The organism is Pseudomonas sp. Marseille-Q1929 (assembly GCF_017316265.1).
In the GTDB taxonomy this organism is placed as follows: Bacteria; Pseudomonadota; Gammaproteobacteria; order Pseudomonadales; family Pseudomonadaceae; genus Aquipseudomonas.
In genome coordinates this window covers 166,499-185,853 of the sequence record NZ_JAFLWU010000010.1, presented here as the reverse complement: position 1 = coordinate 185,853, position 19,355 = coordinate 166,499, and the positions used below count along the sequence as shown (strand labels likewise).

Here is a 19,355-nt window from a genome sequence, read left to right as displayed (position 1 = left end):
TCGGTGTGCCCGAACGCAGGCTTGAATCCGTGGGCCGCCGCCACGCGCCATCCATGGCGCGGGGCGGCTAACCCGGCGTCCTGCCGGGTTACCCACGGATTCAAGCCTGCGTTCGGCCAGCGTGTTTAACGGGGCAAGTAAGATCAAAAGCAAGAGCGCGGCGGCCTAGTAGCCGACCGGTATTTGTGCTGTCGATCTCGGTTAAAAATGTGGGAGCTGGCTTGCCTGCGATGCAGGCAACTCGGTACATCAGGCACACCCAGTTGATGCCATCGCAGGCAAGCCAGCTCCCACAGGAAAACGCGCACGCTTCATCGATCAGGTCGGCTGTCAGGCCGCCTCGCTTTGCTTTTGATTTTGATCTTAGGCGCCCCGTTAAACACGCTGGCCGGAATTCGATATGGATTTGGGGGGTAAACCGGCAGGGATGCCGGTTTAGCCGCCCCGCGCCATGGATGGCGCGTGGCGGCGGCCCCCCAAAACCATGTCGAATTACGGGCACACCGAGCCTAGGCGAGGCACCGAGTGTTGGGGCAAGAGCCCTTTGCTTACTTTGGGGCTTTTCCAAAGTGAGCCGCCGTAAGGGCGGAACCATAAGTGGCCGTTACCTAAACAACGGATATGCCCCCCCACCAAACGCTACTCCGCAAAACTCCGATCAAAAAAATAAACCTCCCCAGGCTTCAACACCGCGACCGTCGCCTGCGGCCGCCCACCTTCCCCCGGCTTCTTGCGCCCCGTCTCCCGCAAATACCCCGCTTCAGCCAACTTCAACAACCGCTGGCGAACACTGGTCTTCAACACCGGCCGCGCCAGCACCACCGAAAAAATCGTAGTAGCCTGCGGTGCACTGAACTCACCGCCCAAAAACATCAACGGCAAACTGCTATACAACGACTTGGACAACAACCGCTCCTGCACCGCCGCCACAATCAGATTGTGATCAAACGGCAGCTTGATACTGCCATCCGCCACCGCCTCCAGCGCAAACCAGGCCTGATGCTCGGCCAGCGCCACCTCATCCGCCACAATCGCCAGGTAATAAGTGGACGACGACCAACACCGCGGATCACGAAACGCATCCCCCACGGTGCCCACCTGTTCGCTCCAGGCCAGTTCAAACCCCACCTTGTCACTGGCGCGCAACCGTTCCACGGCATCCTTGAGGCTCAGGTCCTGCACGCCGCCATTCACCACCACCCCCGGCAGCGCCCAATGCCCGGCGAAGGGCTCGGCGTCGCGCTGGTTCAGCAGCAGTTTCAATTCGCCGGACGCACGGCAGTAGAACAGGACGCAAAGGTCGACGGTATGCAGGTAGGCGCTGAGTGGCATGGGACATCCTTATAAGCAATGGCGGGACACAGTCTAACGGATCGAACAGATATGTCATGGACTGACGCCAAGCTAGATAAACAAATGTTTCTTGCCATGAAAGTACATGACGTGTACTTTTGTTTCCAGGCCACAGGAGAACCGCCATGACCCTCGCAAAAACCGCCATTGCCTCATTCGACGTCGATGCCCAAAAGAGCTTCACGCCACTGTGCCCCAATGAATTGCCGGTGGTCGGTGGTGACCGCATCGGCGCCGAGCTCAACTACATGGCCAGCCTCGCCGGCCACCGCGTCGGCAGCAAGGACGCCCACACCCCGCACGCGCCCTGGGTCGTCGCGCAGCACAGCGAGATGCTGCAACCCACCGGCCTGGCCCACGCCGATGTGACCTGGGTCAGCCACTGCGTCCCGGGTACCGAGGGCTTCACGCTGCTGGACGAGTTACCCACCCCGTACGACTACGACTACTTCATCTGGAAGGGCGTCGAACCCGACCTGCACCCCTACGGCGCCTGCTACCACGACCTGCACGACAAGCTCTCCACCGGTGTCATCGAGTACCTGAAAGCCCACGGCGTGGTGCGCGTGATTGTCGGCGGCCTGGCCCTGGACTACTGCGTCAAGACCACCGCGTTGCAGCTGCTCAAGGCTGGCCTGGAGGTGGTCCTGCACGTGCCGGCGTGCCGGGGGATCAGCGAGGAGGGCGGCACTCAAGCGCTCAATGAGCTGCGTAAGGCCGGTGCCGCAATCAGCAGCACCCGCGAAGAACTGGCCGCGATGGCCACGCGTTAAGGAGACCCACCATGGAAAGTGCCTACGACTACAACGCCCCGGTGATCCAGGGTTTGCTCGACACCGACTACTACACCTTCACCATGATGCAGGCCGTGCTGCACCAGCACCCCAACGTTGATGTGGAATACAACTTCATCGTGCGTTCCCGGGAAAAGCTCGGTCACTTGATCCCGGCACTGCGCGACGAGTTGGAAAAGCTCGCCGGCCTGCACATGCGTGAAGGCGAGTTGCGCTTTCTGTTCAACCCGCGCTTTCGCGAATACCTGACCCCGGATTACGAGCGCTTTCTCGGCCTGTTCCGGTTCAACCTGCGCTATATCCACGTCAGCGAAATCAACGGCCAACTGAACATCCGCGTCATCGGCCCGATGCTGCACTGCATCATGTTCGAACAACCGGTGCTGGCCCTGGTCAGCGAACTGCGCAACCGTGACAAATACCCCGATGTGACCCTCGAAGACGTCACTCGCAAGCTCTATCAGAAGTTCGATTGGCTGGAGAAAAACCTCAGCCGCGAGGAACTGGCCGACCTGCGCGTGTCCGACTTTTCCACGCGTCGGCGCCTGTCGTTCAAGGCCCAGCGCGAAGTGATAGACATCATGCGCCGTGACTTCCCCGGCCAGTTCGTCGGCACCAGCAACGCGCACCTGGCCTATGAATTCGACCTGCCGCTGATCGGCACCATGGCGCACCAATGGCTGATGGTGCACCAGCAACTGGGCCGCCTGCGCGAGAGCCAGAACGCCGCCCTGGAAAACTGGGTGCGTGAATACCGTGGCCGCCTTGGCATCGCGTTGACCGACTGCATCAGCACCGAGTTTTTCCTCAAGGACTTTGACCTGTACTTCGCCAAGCTCTACGACGGCCTGCGCCAGGACTCCGGCGATCCCATCGCCTGGGCCGACAAGGTGCTGGCCCGCTATAAACAATTGGGCATCGACCCGATGACCAAGGACCTGATGTTCTCCGACGGCCTCAACTTCGAAAAATGCCTGCCGATCCTGCGCCACGTGCGCGGTAAGGCGCGGTTCGGCTTTGGCATGGGCACCAGCCTGGCGTGCGACGTCGAAGGGGTGGAACCGTTGAGCATCGTGATGAAACTGGTGCGGGTGCATGGCGAGCCGGTGGTGAAGTTCTCCGATGATCCGATCAAGAACGTCTGCGAAGACGCCTCGTTTTTGCAGTACGCCGCCAAGGTGTTCAATGTCGCCAGTGTGGAGGTGTGATATGCAAACTCAAGCACGTATCGTCCGGGAACTGAATATCGACCGCGCGCTGGTCGAGGGCGGCGAGCCCCAGGAGATTCAACGGCGCATCGACTTCATCAAGACCACATTGCGCCAGTCGGGCTGCAAGGCCCTGGTGCTGGGCATCAGCGGCGGTGTTGACTCCCTCACGGCGGGCCGCCTGTGCCAATTGGCGTGCGAGCAACTGCGCGACGCCGGCTACGCCGCGCGGTTTATCGCCATGCGCTTGCCCTACAAAACCCAGGCCGATGAGGGCGACGCCCAGGCTGCCCTGGGCTTTATCACCCCGGACCAGATCGACAGCCTGAACATCGCCGCCAGCGTCGACGGCCTGATGGCCAGCCTGGCCGCCAGCGAAGCCAGTGCCGCCCACGTCGATTTCATCAAGGGCAACGTCAAGGCGCGCAGCCGGATGATCGCGCAGTACGCCGTGGCCAATCTGCACAACGGCCTGGTCGTCGGCACCGACCACGGCGCCGAAGCGCTGATGGGCTTTTTCACCAAGTTTGGCGATGGCGCCTGCGACCTCGCGCCGCTGTCCGGCCTGACCAAGACCCAAGTGCGCCTGCTGGCCACGGCCCTGGGCGCGCCGGACAATCTGGTACACAAACACCCGACCGCCGACCTGGAAGAGTTGCTGCCAGGCAAGTTGGATGAACACGCCTATGGCTGTTCCTACGCAGAGATCGATGCCTACCTGATGGGGCAGCCGGTCAGCGAGCGGGTGAGGGGAATCGTCGAAGCCGCGTATGCCAATACCACCCATAAACGCGCGCTGCCAATTACCCCGGGCCAATGATCGTTCCCACGCTCTGCGTGGGAATGCAGCCCTTGACGCTCCGCGTCTGCGTTATTGCGCTTGCAAGCTGCAAAATTTCGGCTAATATAACCCGGGTAAAACAAATAACACCCGGGTGATAATCTATGTCCACGCCAAACATTCCCCTGTGCACCGCCTTCGTCAGCCATCAACGTGTGGCGGCGGGTTCCTACGCCGATGTGGCCCACACGCTGTCAGGCCTTGACCTGGCAACCGGCAGTTTCCTGGTCTTCGATGACGCCACCGGCACCCAGGTCGATTACCCCTGGCCGGCGGGTTATGCGCCTGCCCAGCCGGTGCAGGCAGAGGCTGCTGATGAACCGCCCGCCGTACCCTCGGTGGGCCGGCCAAAGCTGGGCGTGGTCGCGCGTGAAGTCACCTTGTTGCCACGCCACTGGGAATGGCTGGGCCAGCAACGCGGTGGCGCTTCGGCCGCTTTGCGCCGGTTGGTGGATGACGCTCGCAATGCGCATTCATCCCGTGATCAGATACGCCTGGCCAAGGAGGCCAGCTATCGTTTCATGAGCGCCGTCGCTGGCAACCTGCCCGGTTTTGAAGACGCCTCACGCGCGTTGTTTGCCCAGGACGCCGCAGACTTTGCCCACAAGATCGCGCACTGGCCGCTGGACGTGCAGACGTACCTGGCCTGGCTGTCGCGCAATGCCTTTACCGCCCAACAATAATTCACGGATTCGAACCCCCATGGAAGTCACCCAACAACGGCCGTTGTGGCAGGTCTACCTGATCTTTCTGGCACCGATGGTGCTGTCCAACTTCCTGCAAAGCTTTTCCGGCACCCTCAATGGCATCTATGTCGGGCAAATGCTTGGCACCCAGGCGCTGGCGGCCGTGTCGGGGATGTTCCCCATTGTGTTTTTCTTTATCGCCCTGGTGATTGGCCTGGGGGCCGGTGCTTCGGTGCTGATCGGCCAGGCCTGGGGGGCGCAGGAGACCGGGTTGGTCAAGGTGATCACCGGCGCCACCCTGACCCTGGGCGCGTTGGTGGGGGTGATTGCGGCGGTGCTTGGCAGCCTGTTTGCGCGCCCCGCGTTGCAAGCGTTGGGCACGCCGATTGACGTATTGGACGATGCTGTGGGTTACGCGCAGATGATGATGTTGATCATGCCGCTGCTGCTGGTTTTTATCCTGTATACCCAGTTGTTGCGCGGGGTCAGCGATACGGTTTCGCCGTTGCTGGCGCTGGTGGTTTCCACCCTGGTGGGCCTGCTGCTGACCCCGGCGCTGATTCGCGGCTGGATCGGTTTGCCGCCCATGGGCATCCAGAGCGCGGTGTTCGCCGGGCTGGTGGGCAACGCCTTGGCCATGCTGTTTCTGATCCTGCGCCTGCGCCATAAGAACCACGTGATGGCGCCGGACCGTGAACTGCTCGCCGCCTTGCGCCTGGACCGCGTGATCCTCGGCAAAGTCCTGCGCATCGGCCTGCCTACCGGCTTACAGATGGTGGTGTTGTCGCTGTCGGAACTGGTCATCCTCGCCCTGGTCAACGGCCACGGCTCCCAGGCCACGGCGGCCTATGGTGCGGTGACGCAGATCGTCAATTACGTGCAGTTCCCGGCGTTGTCGATTGCCATCACCGCGTCGATCCTCGGTGCCCAGGCCATTGGCGCGGGGCGCCTGGAGCGCATCGGACCGATCCTGCGCACTGGGCTGCTGATCAACACCTGCCTCACCGGTGGCCTGATCGTGCTGGGTTATGTGTTGTCCCACTGGCTGCTCGGGTTGTTCATCACCGACGACGCGGCGCGGGTCAACGCCGAGCACCTGCTGCATATCATGCTGTGGAGCATCCTGGTGTTTGGTTTCCAGGCGGTCGTCGGCGGCATCATGCGCGCCAGCGGCGTGGTGTTGATGCCGGTGGCGATTTCGATCTTCTGCGTGCTGTGCGTGCAGTTGCCGATGGCGTACCTGTTCAACGCGCACTTCGGCCTGGAAGGCGTGTGGATGGCGTTTCCGGTGACTTACCTGGCGATGCTCGGGTTGCAGGTCGCGTATTACCGGCTGGTGTGGCGGCACAAGCAGATTACGCGGTTGGTGTGAGTTTCAGGCCGCCCAGCAGCAGCTCCAAACTGAGCAAACCCTCTTGCAGGCGCGCGTCCGGGTCTTCATCCCGGGCGATCCACAACGCAGTGCTGACCAGGCTGCCATTGATCAGTTGCGCCAGAGCCTGGCTCGGGGCCGGGTGGATCACCTTGGCGTGCATCAAGTCTTCCAGCAATTGGCGCAACGAGGCCACGCAGTGTTGCTGGGAGCCGGTGTCTCCCAGCACGGCAGGGGCGTCTTGCAATACGATGCGCTGGATCTCGCTGTCTTGGGCCATGCCCAGATACGTGCGGCAGCGCTCGCAAAAACCGGCCCAGGGGTCCAGGGCTTGGTCGGTGATGTGCTGCAAGCGCGCATCCATCTCGCTGTCGAGTTGCGCGACCACGGCGGCCAATAGGCCTTTCTTGTCACCGAAGTGATGGTACAAAGCACCGCGGGTCAGCCCGGCGCGGGCGGTAAAGTCGTCCATCGAGGTGTTGGCGTACCCCTGAGTGGCGAATGCCTGGCGCGCGCTGGCGATCAGCCGGGCACGGGTGTCTTCGATCATTTCAGCGCGGGCTCGGCTCATGGGGTGGCTCGTTATGGGCAAGTGAGTGATTGACATACGCTGCGTATGTTAAGCATGATTCGCCACATACGCACCGTATGTATTTTGCCTTGCTGGCTTCAGATGGCAAGCCCCAAGGCACAGAGGAAGAGGTCAAGAGAGATGGCAAACCCCTACGCCGCGTTATTCCAGGTCCCAGGCGCCCGGGCTTTTGTACTGGCCGGCATGCTTGCGCGCATGCCGGTGTCGATGACCGGCATCGGCTTGATCACCATGCTCGCCCAAGTGCATGGCGGCTATGGCCTGGCGGGCTCGGTAGCGGCGGTGTTTGCATTGGCCACGGCGTTTTGCGCGCCGCAGGTTTCGCGGTTGGTGGACCGTTATGGCCAGGGCAGGGTGCTGCCCATCGCCGCGTTGATCGGTGGTGGCGGTTTGCTGATGGTGCTGCTGTGCACCCGTTTGCAGGCGCCGAACTGGACCTTGTTCCTGTTCGCCGCCCTGGCCGGCTGCATGCCGAATATGTCAGCCATGGTGCGGGCGCGTTGGACCGAGTTGTATCGTGGGCAACCCCAGCTGCAAACCGCGTTTGCCCTGGAATCGGTACTGGATGAGGTGTGCTTCATCATCGGCCCGCCGATCTCGGTGGGCCTGAGCGTGGTGCTGTTCCCGGAAGCCGGGCCGTTGGTGGCTGCGGTGTTGCTGGCGGTGGGGGTCACCACCTTTGTGCTGCAACGTGAAACCGAGCCGCCCGTGCATGCGCACCACGACCACCACAGCGGCTGGTTGATCGCGTCGCCCTCGGTGCTGATCCTGATGATCCTGCTGCTGGCCATGGGCGTGATCGTCGGCGTGGTGGATGTGGTCAGCGTGGCCTTCGCCCAGCACCAGGGCCAGCCGGCGGCGGCGAGCATCGTATTGTCGGTGTACGCCATCGGCTCGTGCCTGGCGGGGTTGGCCTTTGGCACGCTCAAGCTCAAGGCGCCGCTGCCCAAGCAGTTTCTGTGCTGCGGCGTGGCCACGGCGTTGACCACCTTGCCGTTGTTGCTGGTGACCAACATCCCCGGCCTGGCGGTGGCGATCTTCATCTCCGGCCTATTCTTCGCGCCGACCCTGATCGTGTCCATGGCCCTGGTGGAGCGCATCGTCCCGCCCAGCCGCCTGACCGAAGGCATGACCTGGCTGATCACCGGCCTGAGCATCGGCGTGGCCATCGGCGCCGCCAGTTCCGGCTGGATGATCGACCACTTTGGCGCCACCAGCGGGTTCTGGGTGGCGTTGGTGGCGGGGGCGGTGGTGTTGGGGGCAGCGGTGCTGGGGTATCGGCGGTTGGGGTGATGAGCCCATCCACTGCTGCGCGAAAGGCAATCTCAAGTTCTTTTCGGGTTTGTCCTTCATAGCTGTGCAGGGTGTCGATGTACAAAAGCTTGCCAGACAGGCAGTCGTCTTCGACGCTGATTTCTACTGAGCCGCAATGGCTCTCGGGTTTCTTGTAGGGCGGTTCCGCGCAGCCTGCATTCCGCGCGGACATTAGCCTCCATCCCCCGCTAATTTTTCCCCCTCCGGTTCGTTTTATAGGGACGACGTGCCTTTGTGCTTCCCGCCTATTGCCCCGGACTCCAAGAAATGAATGCTGAAGACTCCTTGAAACTTGCTCGCCGGTTTATCGGGTTGCCCCTGGAAAAACGCCAACTGTTCCTGCAAGCCTTGCAGAAAGAAGGCGTGGATTTTTCAAGGTTTCCGATTCCGGCAGGGGTGGAGGCGGAGGATCGCCAGGCGCTGTCCTACGCGCAGCAGCGCATGTGGTTTCTGTGGCAATTGGACCCGGCCAGCGGCGCCTATAACTTGCCGGGCGCGGTGCGGCTCAAGGGCGCGCTGAACCTGGAGGCCATGGAGCAGGCCTTCGCCAGCCTGGTGGCGCGGCACGAAACCCTGCGCACCGTGTTCCAGCGCCAGGCCGACGAGCGCCTGCTGCAAGTCGCCACACCGACCTCGCTGGTCATCGAACACCTGGATTTCAGCACCTTGCCCGCCGCCGAGCGCGAGCCCGCCGTCAATGCCGCCGCGACCGCACAATCGCTGCTGCCATTCGATCTGGAACACGGCCCGCTGCTGCGCGTGCAACTGCTCAAGCTCGACACGCAAGAACACGTGCTGTTGCTGACCCTGCACCATATCGTCTCCGATGGCTGGTCGATGAACGTGCTGATCGACGAATTCATCCGCCTCTACGACGCCCATGAGCGCAACGAAGCGCCGCAACTGCCGCCGTTGCCGATCCAGTACAGCGACTACGCCCTGTGGCAGCGCCGCTGGCTGGAAGCGGGCGAGCAGGCGCGCCAACTCGACTATTGGCAGGCGCGCCTGGGCGACGAACACCCGGTGCTGGAATTGCCCACCGACCGCTCGCGCCCGGCCATGCCCAGCTACCAGGGCACGCGGCACAACTTCGCGATCGACCCGGCGCTGGCCGTGCAACTGCGCAGCTGTGCCCAGCAGCACAACGTCACCCTGTTCATGTTGCTGCTCGGCGCCTTCAACGTGCTGCTGCATCGCTACACCGGCCAGGGCGATATCCGTGTCGGTGTGCCCATCGCCAACCGCAACCGCAGTGAAGTCGAAGGCCTGATCGGCTTTTTCGTCAACACCCAGGTGCTGCGCACTGAACTCAGCGGGCAAACTCGCGTGGGCGAGTTGCTGCAAGTCATCAAGGAGCACGCGCTGGGTGCCCAGGATCATCAGGAGTTGCCGTTCGAACGCCTGGTGGAAGCGCTGAAAGTCGAGCGCAGCCTCAGCCATACGCCGTTGTTCCAGGTCATGTACAACCATCAGCCAGTGGTCGCGGACATCGCCAGTATCCGCACCGCCTCCGGCCTGGAGCTGGCCTTGGTGGAGTGGCAAGGCCGCACCACCCAGTTCGACCTGATCCTCGACACCTACGAAAAGTCCGGCACCCTGCATGCGGCGCTGACCTACGCCAACGACCTGTTCGACGCGCCCTCCATCGCGCGCATGGCCGCACACTGGATCAGCCTGTTGCAGGCCATGGTCGCCGATGGCGAGCAACGCATTGGCGAGTTGCCGATGCTCAGCGCCGAGGACCGCCACGCGCAGGTCGTCGCCTGGAACCACACCGCCGAGGCCTATCCGACCGAGCGCGGCATTCATCACCTGATCGAAGACCAGGTGCAGCGCACCCCGAATGCCCCGGCGCTGACGTTTGCCAGCACCACGCTGACCTACGCCCAACTCGACGCCCGCGCCAATCAGCTGGCACACCTGCTGCGCGAGCGGGGCGTCGGCCCGGACGTGCTGGTAGGCATCTGCATCGAGCGCTCCATCGACATGGTGGTGGGCCTGCTCGCCATTCTCAAGGCCGGCGGCGCCTACGTGCCGCTGGACCCGGAGTATCCCGAGGAACGCCTGGCCTACATGATCGAAGACAGCGGCATCACGCTGCTGCTCAGCCAGCACAGCCTGCTGGCGCAACTGCCGACGGCAGGCATCCAGGTGATCGCCCTGGACCAACCCGCGCAGTGGCTTGACGACTACAGCGCGCAATCGCCCGCCGTGCAGATCCACGCGCTGAACCTCGCCTACGTGATCTACACCTCCGGCTCCACCGGTAAACCCAAGGGCGCCGGCAACAGCCATCGCGCGCTGGTCAACCGCCTGTGCTGGATGCAACAGGCCTACACGCTGGACGGCAGCGATGCGGTCCTGCAGAAAACCCCGTTCAGCTTTGACGTGTCAGTGTGGGAGTTCTTCTGGCCGCTGATGACCGGCGCGCGCCTGGTGGTCGCCGCCCCTGGCGAACACCGCGAGCCGGCGCGGCTGATCGAGACCATCGGCCGCCACGGCATCACCACCTTGCACTTTGTGCCGTCGATGCTGCAGGCGTTTATCCATGAGCCGGGCGTTCAAGCCTGCGCCAGCCTCAAACGCATCGTGTGCAGCGGCGAAGCCTTGCCGCTGGATGCGCAAACCCAGGTCTTCGCCAAGTTGCCCCAGGCCGGCTTGTTCAACCTCTACGGCCCCACCGAAGCCGCCATCGACGTGACCCACTGGACCTGCATCGATGAAGGCGCCGACAGCGTGCCCATCGGCCGGCCCATCGCCAACCTCGCCACCTATGTGCTCGACGCCCAGCTCAACCCGGTACCGGCCGGTGTATCCGGCGAGCTGTACCTGGGCGGCACGGGCCTGGCCCGCAGTTATCACCGGCGCCCGGCGTTGACCGCCGAGCGCTTTGTGCCGAGCCCGTTCGTCGAGGGCGAGCGCCTGTACCGCACCGGCGACCGCGTGCGCCAGCGCGCCGACGGCGTCATCGAATACCTCGGCCGCCTCGACCATCAGGTCAAGCTGCGCGGCCTGCGTATCGAACTGGGTGAAATCGAGACGCGCCTGATGCAACACCCCGCGGTGCGTGAAGCCGTGGTGCTGGTGCACGGCGGCAAACAACTGGTCGCGTACCTCGTCCACGAACAGGAAGAACCCGCCGACCTCAAGGTCTGGCTGCTCAGCAGCCTGCCGGAATACATGGTGCCGACGCACTTCATCGCCCTGACCAAGCTGCCGGTGACCGCCAATGGCAAGCTCGACCGCAAGGCATTGCCCTTGCCGGAGGCCGCCCCGCAACAAGCCTACAGCGCCCCGGAAAACCCTTTGCAATCCGCTTTGGCGGCGATCTGGAGCGATGTGCTGGGTCTCACGCAGGTCGGCCTGGACGACAACTTCTTCGAACTGGGCGGCGACTCGATCATCTCCATCCAGGTGGTAAGCCGTGCCCGGCAGGCGGGGATTCGCCTCAGCCCGCGCGACCTGTTCCAGTACCAGAGCGTGCGCAGCCTGGCGCTGGTGGCGAGCTTCGAGCAGGCCACGCTTGTCGATCAAGGCCCTGTCAGCGGTGACGTGATCCTGACCCCGGTGCAGCACGCCTTCTTCGCCCAGGCGATCCCGGCGCGTCAGCACTGGAACCAGTCACTGCTGTTGACCCCGCGCCAGGCCCTGGAGCCTGCGCGTCTTGCCGCAGCGTTGACCCACGTGATCAACCATCACGACGCCCTGCGCCTGCGCTTCGCCCAGCAGGTCGATGGCTGGCAGCAAAGCCATGCCTCACCCGTCACCGACGCGGCGTTGTGGCAATCCCACGTCAGCAACGATGCCGACCTGGCCGCCCTGTGCGATGAAGCCCAGCGCAGCCTCGACCTGGAACACGGCCCGCTGCTGCGTGCCGCCTTGATCACGCTGGCCGATGGCGCCCAGCGCCTGCTGCTGGTGGTCCATCACCTGGTGGTCGATGGCGTGTCGTGGCGCATCCTGCTGGAAGACCTGCAACAGGCTTACAACCAAGCTGCCTTGCCGGCCAAAACCAGCGCCTATCAAACCTGGGCGCAGCAGTTGCAGGCCCACGCGCAAACGCTCGACGCGCAACTGCCGTACTGGCAAGCGCAGTCGGTCGACGCCGACCTGCCGTGTGACAACCCCCAGGGCGGCCTGCAAAACCGTCTGGGCAGCAAAATCGACATCCGCCTCGACGCCGAGCACACCCGTCAACTGCTGCAAGACGCCCCGGCGGCCTATCGCACCCAGGTCAACGACCTGCTGCTGACCGCCCTGGCGCGGGTGCTCAGCCGTTGGAGCGGCCAGCACGCGGCGCTGATCCAGCTGGAAGGCCATGGTCGCGAAGACCTGTTCGAAGGCGTCGACCTGAGCCGCACCGTCGGCTGGTTCACCAGCCTGTTCCCCGTGCGTTTGCAGGCCGACGGCGAATTGTCGAGCGCGATCAAGGCGGTCAAGGAGCAACTGCGCGCCGTGCCTGACAAGGGCCTGGGCTACGGCCTGCTGCGCTACCTGGGCACGCCTGAATCCCGCGAAGCCCTGGCGGGCCTGGTTCCGCCGCGCATCACCTTCAACTACCTGGGGCAGTTCGATCGGCAGTTCGACGCGTCCGCGCTGTTTGTCCCCGCCACACAAGGCAGCGGCCAGGCCCAGGACGGCGAGGCGCCGCTGGCCAACTGGCTGACGCTGGAAGGGCAGGTGTACGGCGGTGAACTGAGCCTGAGCTGGGGCTTCAGCCGCGAGATGTTCCAGGCTTCGACCATTCAACGCCTGGCAGACGACTACCAGCAGGAACTGCTGGCACTGATTGCCCACTGCCTCAACCCGCAACACGGCGGCCTGACCCCGGCCGACGTGCCCCTGGCCCGCCTGACCCAGGCGCAACTGGATGAGTTGGCATTGACCCCCCGTGGTGTGCAGGACCTGTACCCGCTGTCGCCGATGCAGCAGGGCATGCTGTTCCACAGCCTGTACCAGCAAGGCCAGGACGACATCTACGTCAGCCAGCTGTGCGCCGACATCCACGGCCTCGACGTGCCGCGCTTCCAGCGGGCCTGGGAACAGGTGCTGGCCCGGCACGACATGTTGCGTACCGGGTTCCTCTGGCAGGACGCGCAAGCGCAAGCGTTGCAAGCGGTCCATCGTGATGTTGCCTTGCCGTTCGCCGAATACGACTGGCAGGCGCGCCCCGACCAGCAAGCAGCGCTGGACGAACTGAGCGAATCCACCCGCGCCCAGGGTTTTGTGCTGGAACAGGCGCCGCTGCTCAGCCTGAAACTGGTGCGCACCGGCCAAGACCGGTTCCATCTGATCTACACCAACCACCACATCCTGCTGGACGGCTGGAGCCGCGCGCAGTTGTTCGGCGAAGTCTTGCAGCACTATGCCGGCCAGCCGTTGCCGGCGATCCATGGACATTACCGCGACTACATCGGCTGGTTGCAGACGCAGGACGCGTCCCTTGGCGAAGCGTTCTGGAAAGGCCAGTTGGCAACGCTGCACACCCCGACGCAACTGGCGCGCGGCGTCTCGACGGCGCCCGCAGCACCCAAGGGTAGCCAGCATCTGCACCTGAGCCCGGCGCACAGCACCCAGCTCAAAGCCTTCGCGCAGTCGCACAAAGTCACCCTCAACACCCTGGTGCAAGCGGCCTGGCTGCTGTTGCTGCAACGCCACACCGGCCAGGCCACGGTGGCCTTCGGCGCTACCGTTTCCGGGCGTCCGGCCGGTTTGCCGGGGGTGGAGCAACAGGTCGGCCTGTTCATCAACACCTTGCCGGTGATTGCCACGCCGAGCCCGCAACTGTGGGTGGGCGAGTGGTTGCAACAGGTGCAGGCCCTCAACCTCAGCCTGCGCGAACACGAGCACACACCGCTGTTCGACATCCAGCGTTGGGCGGGGGCGGGCGGTGTGGCGTTGTTCGACACGCTGCTGGTGGTGGAAAACTATCCGGTCTCCGAGGCGTTGGCCCATGGTGCGCCGGCGGGGCTTGCGTTCAGCAATGTGCAGAACCTGGAGCAGACGCACTATCCGCTCACCGTGTTGCTCGGCGCGGGGGCGACGCTGGCGTTTGAGTTCAGCTTTGACGTGCAGTTGTTTAGCGAAGATGAGATCTGCCAACTGGCCGAGTCCTTCCAGCACCTGCTGCACGGCCTGAGCCAGCCAGCACCTCAGCGCCTGGGGGATGTGCCCGCGTTGACTGACGCCGTACGCCAACAGGTGCTCTACGCCTGGAACGCCACCGCCCGCGACTACCCATTGCAAGCGTGCGTGCACCAACTGATCGAAGAGCAAGCTGCCCGCACACCGGATGCGCCGGCGCTGGTCTTCGCACAGCAACGCTTGACCTACGCCCAGCTGAACCGCCGTGCCAACCGCCTGGCCCACCGCTTGATCGAAGCCGGCGTGGGCCCGGACGTGCTGGTCGGCCTGGCAGTGGAGCGTTCGATTGAAATGGTCGTGGGCCTGCTCGCCGTGCTCAAGGCCGGTGGCGCCTACGTGCCGCTGGACCCGGAATACCCACGCGAACGCCTGGCCTACATGCTGGAGGACAGCGGGGTCAAACTGCTGCTGACCCAGGCGCATCTACAGGCACAGCTGCCGATTCCACCGACCCTCGAAACCCTGGCGCTGGGTGAATCAACCTTCGAAGGCTACAGCGACATCAATCCGGGCATTGAATTGCACGGCGAAAACCTCGCCTACGTGATCTACACCTCAGGCTCCACCGGCCAGCCCAAAGGCGCCGGCAACCGCCATGCCGCCCTGGCCAACCGCCTGCACTGGATGCAGGAAGCCTACGCGCTGGACGTCAGCGACAGCGTGCTGCAAAAGACCCCGTTCAGCTTCGACGTATCGGTGTGGGAGTTCTTCTGGCCGCTGCTGACCGGCGCACGCCTGGTGGTTGCAGCGCCTGGCGATCACCGCGATCCGGGGAAGCTGGTCGGCCTGATCAACGCCGAACAAATCACTACGTTGCACTTTGTGCCGTCGATGTTGCAGGCGTTCCTGCAAGAGCCGACCGTTGCCACCTGCCACACCTTGCACCGCATTGTGTGCAGCGGTGAAGCCCTGCCGGTGGACGCCCAGCAGCAGGTCTTTGCCAAGCTGCCCCAGGCCGGGCTCTACAACCTCTACGGTCCGACTGAAGCCGCCATCGACGTGACCCACTGGACCTGCGTAGATGAGGGCCGCGATGCGGTGCCGATTGGCCGGCCGATCGCCAACCTCGGTTGCTACATCCTCGACAGCAACTTCGAACCCTCGCCCGTTGGCGTGCTGGGCGAGCTGTACCTCGGTGGCGTCGGCCTGGCGCGCGGGTATCACCGTCGCCCGGCGCTGACGGCCGAGCGTTTTATCGCCCATCCGTTTGTTGCCGGTGAGCGCCTGTACCGCACGGGTGACCTGGCGCGTTACCGTGACGACGGCGTGATCGAATACGCCGGGCGCATCGACCATCAAGTCAAACTGCGTGGCCAACGCATCGAACTGGGGGAAATCGAAGCGCGCCTGCTGGAACACGACGCGGTGCGTGAGAGCGCTGTGCTGGCGGTCGGTGGCCAATACCTGGTGGCGTACGTGGTGCTGCATGACGCCGCTGATGACTGGCGTGAAGTACTGGGCGCGCATCTGGCCGAGCATCTGCCGGACTATATGGTCCCGGCGCAATGGCTGGCGCTTGAGCGTATGCCGCTAAGCCCCAATGGCAAGCTCGACCGCAAGGCCCTGCCGAAAGTCGACGTGCAGGCGCGTGAATACCTCGCGCCTCACACCGAGCGCGAACAACAGGTCGCCGCGATCTGGGCCGAGGTGCTCGGCGTGGCGCAGGTCGGCCTCAACGATCAGTTCTTCGAATTGGGCGGGCATTCCCTGCTGGCGACCCAGGCCGTGTCGCGCATCCGCCACGATCTCGGCCTCGAGGTGGGCTTGAAAGCCCTGTTCGATCAACCTGTGCTCGGCGATTTTGTCCGCGCACTGGGTGAAACACAGGTTCAGATCAGCCAGATCCAACCCATCGAACGCGACCAGCCGCTGGCCCTGTCCTACGCCCAGGAACGCCAGTGGTTCCTCTGGCAACTGGACCCCCACAGCGCCGCCTATCACGTGCCCAGCGCCTTGCGCCTCAAGGGCCCGCTGGATCACGCCGCCTTGCAGCGCGCCTTCGACACCCTGGCCGCGCGTCACGACAGCCTGCGTACCCATTTGCAGCAGGACGCCGACCGCACCGTACAAGTGATCCGCCCGCACGTGGCGATCGAACTCACGGTGGTGGAGGCCGATGAGGCACGCTTGAAATCGTTGGTCGAAGCGCGCATCACCGCGCCGTTCGACCTGCGCCACGGCCCGCTGATGCGCGTCAGCCTGCTGCGTCTGGCGGCGGACGAACATGTGCTCGTGCTGGTGCAGCACCACATCATCTCCGATGGCTGGTCGATGCAGGTGATGGTGGATGAACTGGTGCAGCTCTACGCCGCCTACAGCCAGGGGCAAACCCTGCAACTGCCGGCGCTGGCGATCCAGTACGCCGACTACGCCGTGTGGCAACGCCAGTGGATGGAGGCGGGGGAGAAGGCCCGTCAGCTCGATTACTGGCGCGAACTGCTCGGCGGCGAACAGCCGGTGCTGGAACTGCCGTTCGATCACCAACGCCCGGCGGTGCCAACCCATCGTGGCGCGCGCCTCAATGTACCGCTGCCAGCGCCCTTGCTGGACGGCCTCAAAGCCCTGGCCCAGCGCGAAGGCGTGACGCTGTTCATGTTGTTGCTGGCGTCCTACCAGGTGCTGTTGCACCGCTACAGCGGCCAGCAGGACATTCGCGTCGGCGTGCCCATCGCCAACCGCAACCGGGTCGAGACCGAGCGCCTGATCGGCTTCTTCGTCAACACCCAGGTGCTCAAGGCTGACATCGACGGGCACACCACCGTGCGTGAACTGCTGGCCCAGGTCAAACAGCGCGCCCTTGAAGCCCAGGCCCATCAGGACCTGCCGTTCGAGCAACTGGTGGAAGCCCTGCAACCGGAGCGCAGCCTCAGCCTGAGCCCGCTGTTCCAGGTGGCGTTCAACCACCATATCAGCCTCGCGGGCGGGCATTTGCAGCGCCTGGGCGAGTTGGATATCAGCCCGGTCGCTTGGGATGAAGCGGTCGCTCAGTTCGACCTGACGCTGGACATCGAAGAGTCGGCGGCGCAACTGCGCGCCTCGCTGAGCTACGCCACCGACCTGTTTGATGTCACGACCATCGAACGCATGGCGCGGCATTGGCAGAACCTGTTGCAGGCGATGGTTGCCGATCAGCAGCAAAGCGTGGCGCAGTTGAACCTGCTCGATAGCGACGAGCAGCAGCACATCCTGCAACTGTGGGATCGTAGCGAGTCCGGCTTCTCAAGTGCCCGTTTGGTGCATGAACTGTTTGCTGATCGCGCCCATGAAAACCCCCAGGCCGTGGCGGTCAAGTTCGACTCGCAGACCCTCAGCTACGGCGAGCTGGACCGTCAGGCCAACCGTCTGGCCCACGCGCTGATCGACCGTGGCGTCGGCCCGGAAGTGCGCGTGGCGATTGCCATGCCGCGTTGCGCCGAGAGCCTGGTGGCGTTCCTCGGCGTGATGAAATCCGGCGGCGTGTATGTGCCGCTGGATATCGAATACCCGCGTGATCGCCTGCTGTACATGATGCAAGACAGCCGCGCGAAATTGCTGCTGACCCATAGCAGCGCGTTGCAGCAGCTGCCGATTCCTCAGGGACTTGAGGTGCTGTCGATTGACCACACCGAGGACTACGCCGAGACGGCGCCGGAAGTGGCGTTGGACGGCGATAACCTGGCCTACGTGATCTACACCTCGGGTTCCACCGGCATGCCCAAAGGTGTGGCGGTTTCCCACGGGCCGTTGGTGGCGCACATCATCGCCACGGGTGAGCGTTATGAAACCGGCCCAGCCGATTGCGAACTGCACTTCATGTCCTTCGCCTTCGACGGTTCCCACGAAGGCTGGATGCACCCGCTGATCAATGGCGCCAGCGTGCTGATTCGTGACGATAGCTTGTGGTTGCCGGAATACACCTACGCGCAGATGCATCGGCACAACGTGACCATGGCGGTGTTCCCACCGGTTTATCTGCAACAGCTGGCCGAGCATGCCGAGCGCGACGGCAATCCACCGGCCGTGCGGGTCTACTGCTTCGGCGGCGATGCAGTGGCGCAGGCCAGTTACGACCTGGCCTGGCGTGCGCTCAAACCGACGTACCTGTTCAACGGCTACGGCCCGACGGAAACCGTGGTCACGCCGCTGTTGTGGAAAGCCCGCAAAGGCGATCCCTGCGGCGCAGTGTATGCACCGATTGGCACACTGCTGGGCAATCGCAGCGGCTACGTATTGGATGCCCAACTCAACCTGCAACCCATCGGTGTCGCCGGTGAGTTGTACCTGGGCGGCGAGGGCGTTGCGCGAGGTTACCTGGAACGTCCGGCGCTCACCGCCGAACGCTTCGTGCCCGACCCGTTCGGCGAACCCGGCAGCCGCGTGTACCGCAGTGGCGACCTGACCCGTGGCCGCCCGGACGGCGTGGTGGATTACCTCGGTCGCGTCGATCACCAAGTAAAAATCCGTGGCTTCCGCATCGAGCTGGGGGAAATCGAAGCACGCCTGCGCGAACAAGACAGCGTCGGCGAAACCGTGGTGGTGGCCCAGGACGGCCCGACCGGCAAGCAACTGGTGGCCTACGTGGTCCCGGCCGACGCCAACCTGGCCGACACCGCCGCCTTCCGCGACACCCTGCGCCGCGCCCTGAAAACCCGCCTGCCGGACTACATGGTGCCCGCGCACTTCATGTTCCTCGCGCAGATGCCGCTGACCCCCAACGGCAAGCTCGACCGCAAGGGCTTGCCCGAGCCGGACGCCAGCCAGTTGCAGCAACACTACGTGGCCCCCGAAACCGCGCTGGAACAGCAGATCGCCGCAATCTGGGCCGACGTGCTGCGCCTTGAGCAAGTGGGCCTGAACGACAACTTCTTCGAAGTCGGCGGCCATTCGCTGCTGGCGATCCAGATCACCTCGCGGGTGCAGGCCGAACTCGGCCTGGAAGTGCCGCTGGTGGAAGTGTTCCAGACCGAAACGCTGCGCGCCTACGTGCAGGCGGCAGCCACATTCCGTGCCGGCAGCGCGGAAGACTTTGATGATCTTCGTGACTTTTTGAGCGAACTAGAGGCGATTTGAAC

At 64.0% G+C, this 19,355-nt stretch carries 9 protein-coding genes; 7 read left to right on the top strand and 2 right to left on the bottom strand.

Going from position 1 to position 19,355, the window contains the following annotated elements:
• Positions 1-639 precede the first annotated feature (639 nt).
• Positions 640-1,332, bottom strand: a complete 693-nt coding sequence (locus tag J1G37_RS13820; protein WP_207042506.1) for an NUDIX hydrolase — start codon at positions 1,330-1,332, stop codon at positions 640-642.
• A 146-nt stretch (positions 1,333-1,478) separates the two neighbouring features.
• On the opposite strand from J1G37_RS13820, the gene J1G37_RS13815 reads away from it, so the two are divergent.
• The 5 genes from J1G37_RS13815 to J1G37_RS13795 all read left to right on the top strand — a co-directional run bounded on the left by J1G37_RS13815 (position 1,479) and on the right by J1G37_RS13795 (position 6,254).
• Positions 1,479-2,126, top strand: coding sequence for a nicotinamidase (locus J1G37_RS13815; RefSeq protein ID WP_207042504.1), 648 nt, complete (start codon positions 1,479-1,481; stop codon positions 2,124-2,126).
• Between the two features lie 11 nt (positions 2,127-2,137).
• Positions 2,138-3,355 (top strand): nicotinate phosphoribosyltransferase, encoded by a 1,218-nt coding sequence (gene pncB, locus J1G37_RS13810; protein ID WP_207042502.1) that lies wholly within the window; start codon positions 2,138-2,140, stop codon positions 3,353-3,355.
• Position 3,356: 1 nt separating this feature from the next.
• Positions 3,357-4,175: an ammonia-dependent NAD(+) synthetase gene (gene nadE / locus J1G37_RS13805; protein ID WP_207042499.1), complete on the top strand. Its 819-nt coding sequence runs from the start codon at positions 3,357-3,359 to the stop codon at positions 4,173-4,175.
• A 125-nt stretch (positions 4,176-4,300) separates the two neighbouring features.
• A complete protein-coding gene (locus J1G37_RS13800) occupies positions 4,301-4,879 on the top strand; it encodes a DUF2239 family protein (RefSeq protein ID WP_207042492.1) in 579 nt (192 codons plus the stop codon).
• A 19-nt stretch (positions 4,880-4,898) separates the two neighbouring features.
• Positions 4,899-6,254, top strand: a complete 1,356-nt coding sequence (locus J1G37_RS13795) for an MATE family efflux transporter (RefSeq protein ID WP_207042491.1) — start codon at positions 4,899-4,901, stop codon at positions 6,252-6,254.
• Here the strand turns inward: J1G37_RS13795 and J1G37_RS13790 are convergent.
• Entirely contained in the window at positions 6,238-6,825 is a 588-nt protein-coding gene (locus tag J1G37_RS13790; RefSeq protein ID WP_207042490.1) for a TetR/AcrR family transcriptional regulator, read from the bottom strand. The two genes, J1G37_RS13795 and J1G37_RS13790, sit on opposite strands and share 17 nt — an antisense overlap.
• 141 nt (positions 6,826-6,966) lie before the next feature.
• On the opposite strand from J1G37_RS13790, the gene J1G37_RS13785 reads away from it, so the two are divergent.
• Together J1G37_RS13785 and J1G37_RS13780 are read left to right on the top strand one after the other, a co-directional pair.
• Positions 6,967-8,139 carry an MFS transporter gene (locus J1G37_RS13785; RefSeq protein WP_207042489.1) on the top strand — a complete coding sequence of 391 codons (1,173 nt, stop codon included), beginning with the start codon at positions 6,967-6,969 and terminating at the stop codon, positions 8,137-8,139.
• Positions 8,140-8,427: 288 nt separating this feature from the next.
• Complete coding sequence (locus tag J1G37_RS13780; protein WP_207042488.1) at positions 8,428-19,353, top strand: non-ribosomal peptide synthase/polyketide synthase; 10,926 nt, start codon at positions 8,428-8,430, stop codon at positions 19,351-19,353.
• Positions 19,354-19,355 lie beyond the last annotated feature (2 nt).

Excerpts from the sequence above, each read along its gene's own strand:
- J1G37_RS13815 (WP_207042504.1), top strand. The coding sequence starts at position 1,479 with ATGACCCTCGCAAAAACCGCCATTGCCTCATTCGACGTCGATGCCCAA.
- J1G37_RS13780 (WP_207042488.1), top strand. The coding sequence starts at position 8,428 with ATGAATGCTGAAGACTCCTTGAAACTTGCTCGCCGGTTTATCGGGTTG.
- pncB (WP_207042502.1), top strand. The coding sequence starts at position 2,138 with ATGGAAAGTGCCTACGACTACAACGCCCCGGTGATCCAGGGTTTGCTC.
- J1G37_RS13785 (WP_207042489.1), top strand. The coding sequence starts at position 6,967 with ATGGCAAACCCCTACGCCGCGTTATTCCAGGTCCCAGGCGCCCGGGCT.
- J1G37_RS13820 (WP_207042506.1), bottom strand. The coding sequence starts at position 1,332 with ATGCCACTCAGCGCCTACCTGCATACCGTCGACCTTTGCGTCCTGTTC.
- J1G37_RS13800 (WP_207042492.1), top strand. The coding sequence starts at position 4,301 with ATGTCCACGCCAAACATTCCCCTGTGCACCGCCTTCGTCAGCCATCAA.
- nadE (WP_207042499.1), top strand. The coding sequence starts at position 3,357 with ATGCAAACTCAAGCACGTATCGTCCGGGAACTGAATATCGACCGCGCG.
- J1G37_RS13790 (WP_207042490.1), bottom strand. The coding sequence starts at position 6,825 with ATGAGCCGAGCCCGCGCTGAAATGATCGAAGACACCCGTGCCCGGCTG.
- J1G37_RS13795 (WP_207042491.1), top strand. The coding sequence starts at position 4,899 with ATGGAAGTCACCCAACAACGGCCGTTGTGGCAGGTCTACCTGATCTTT.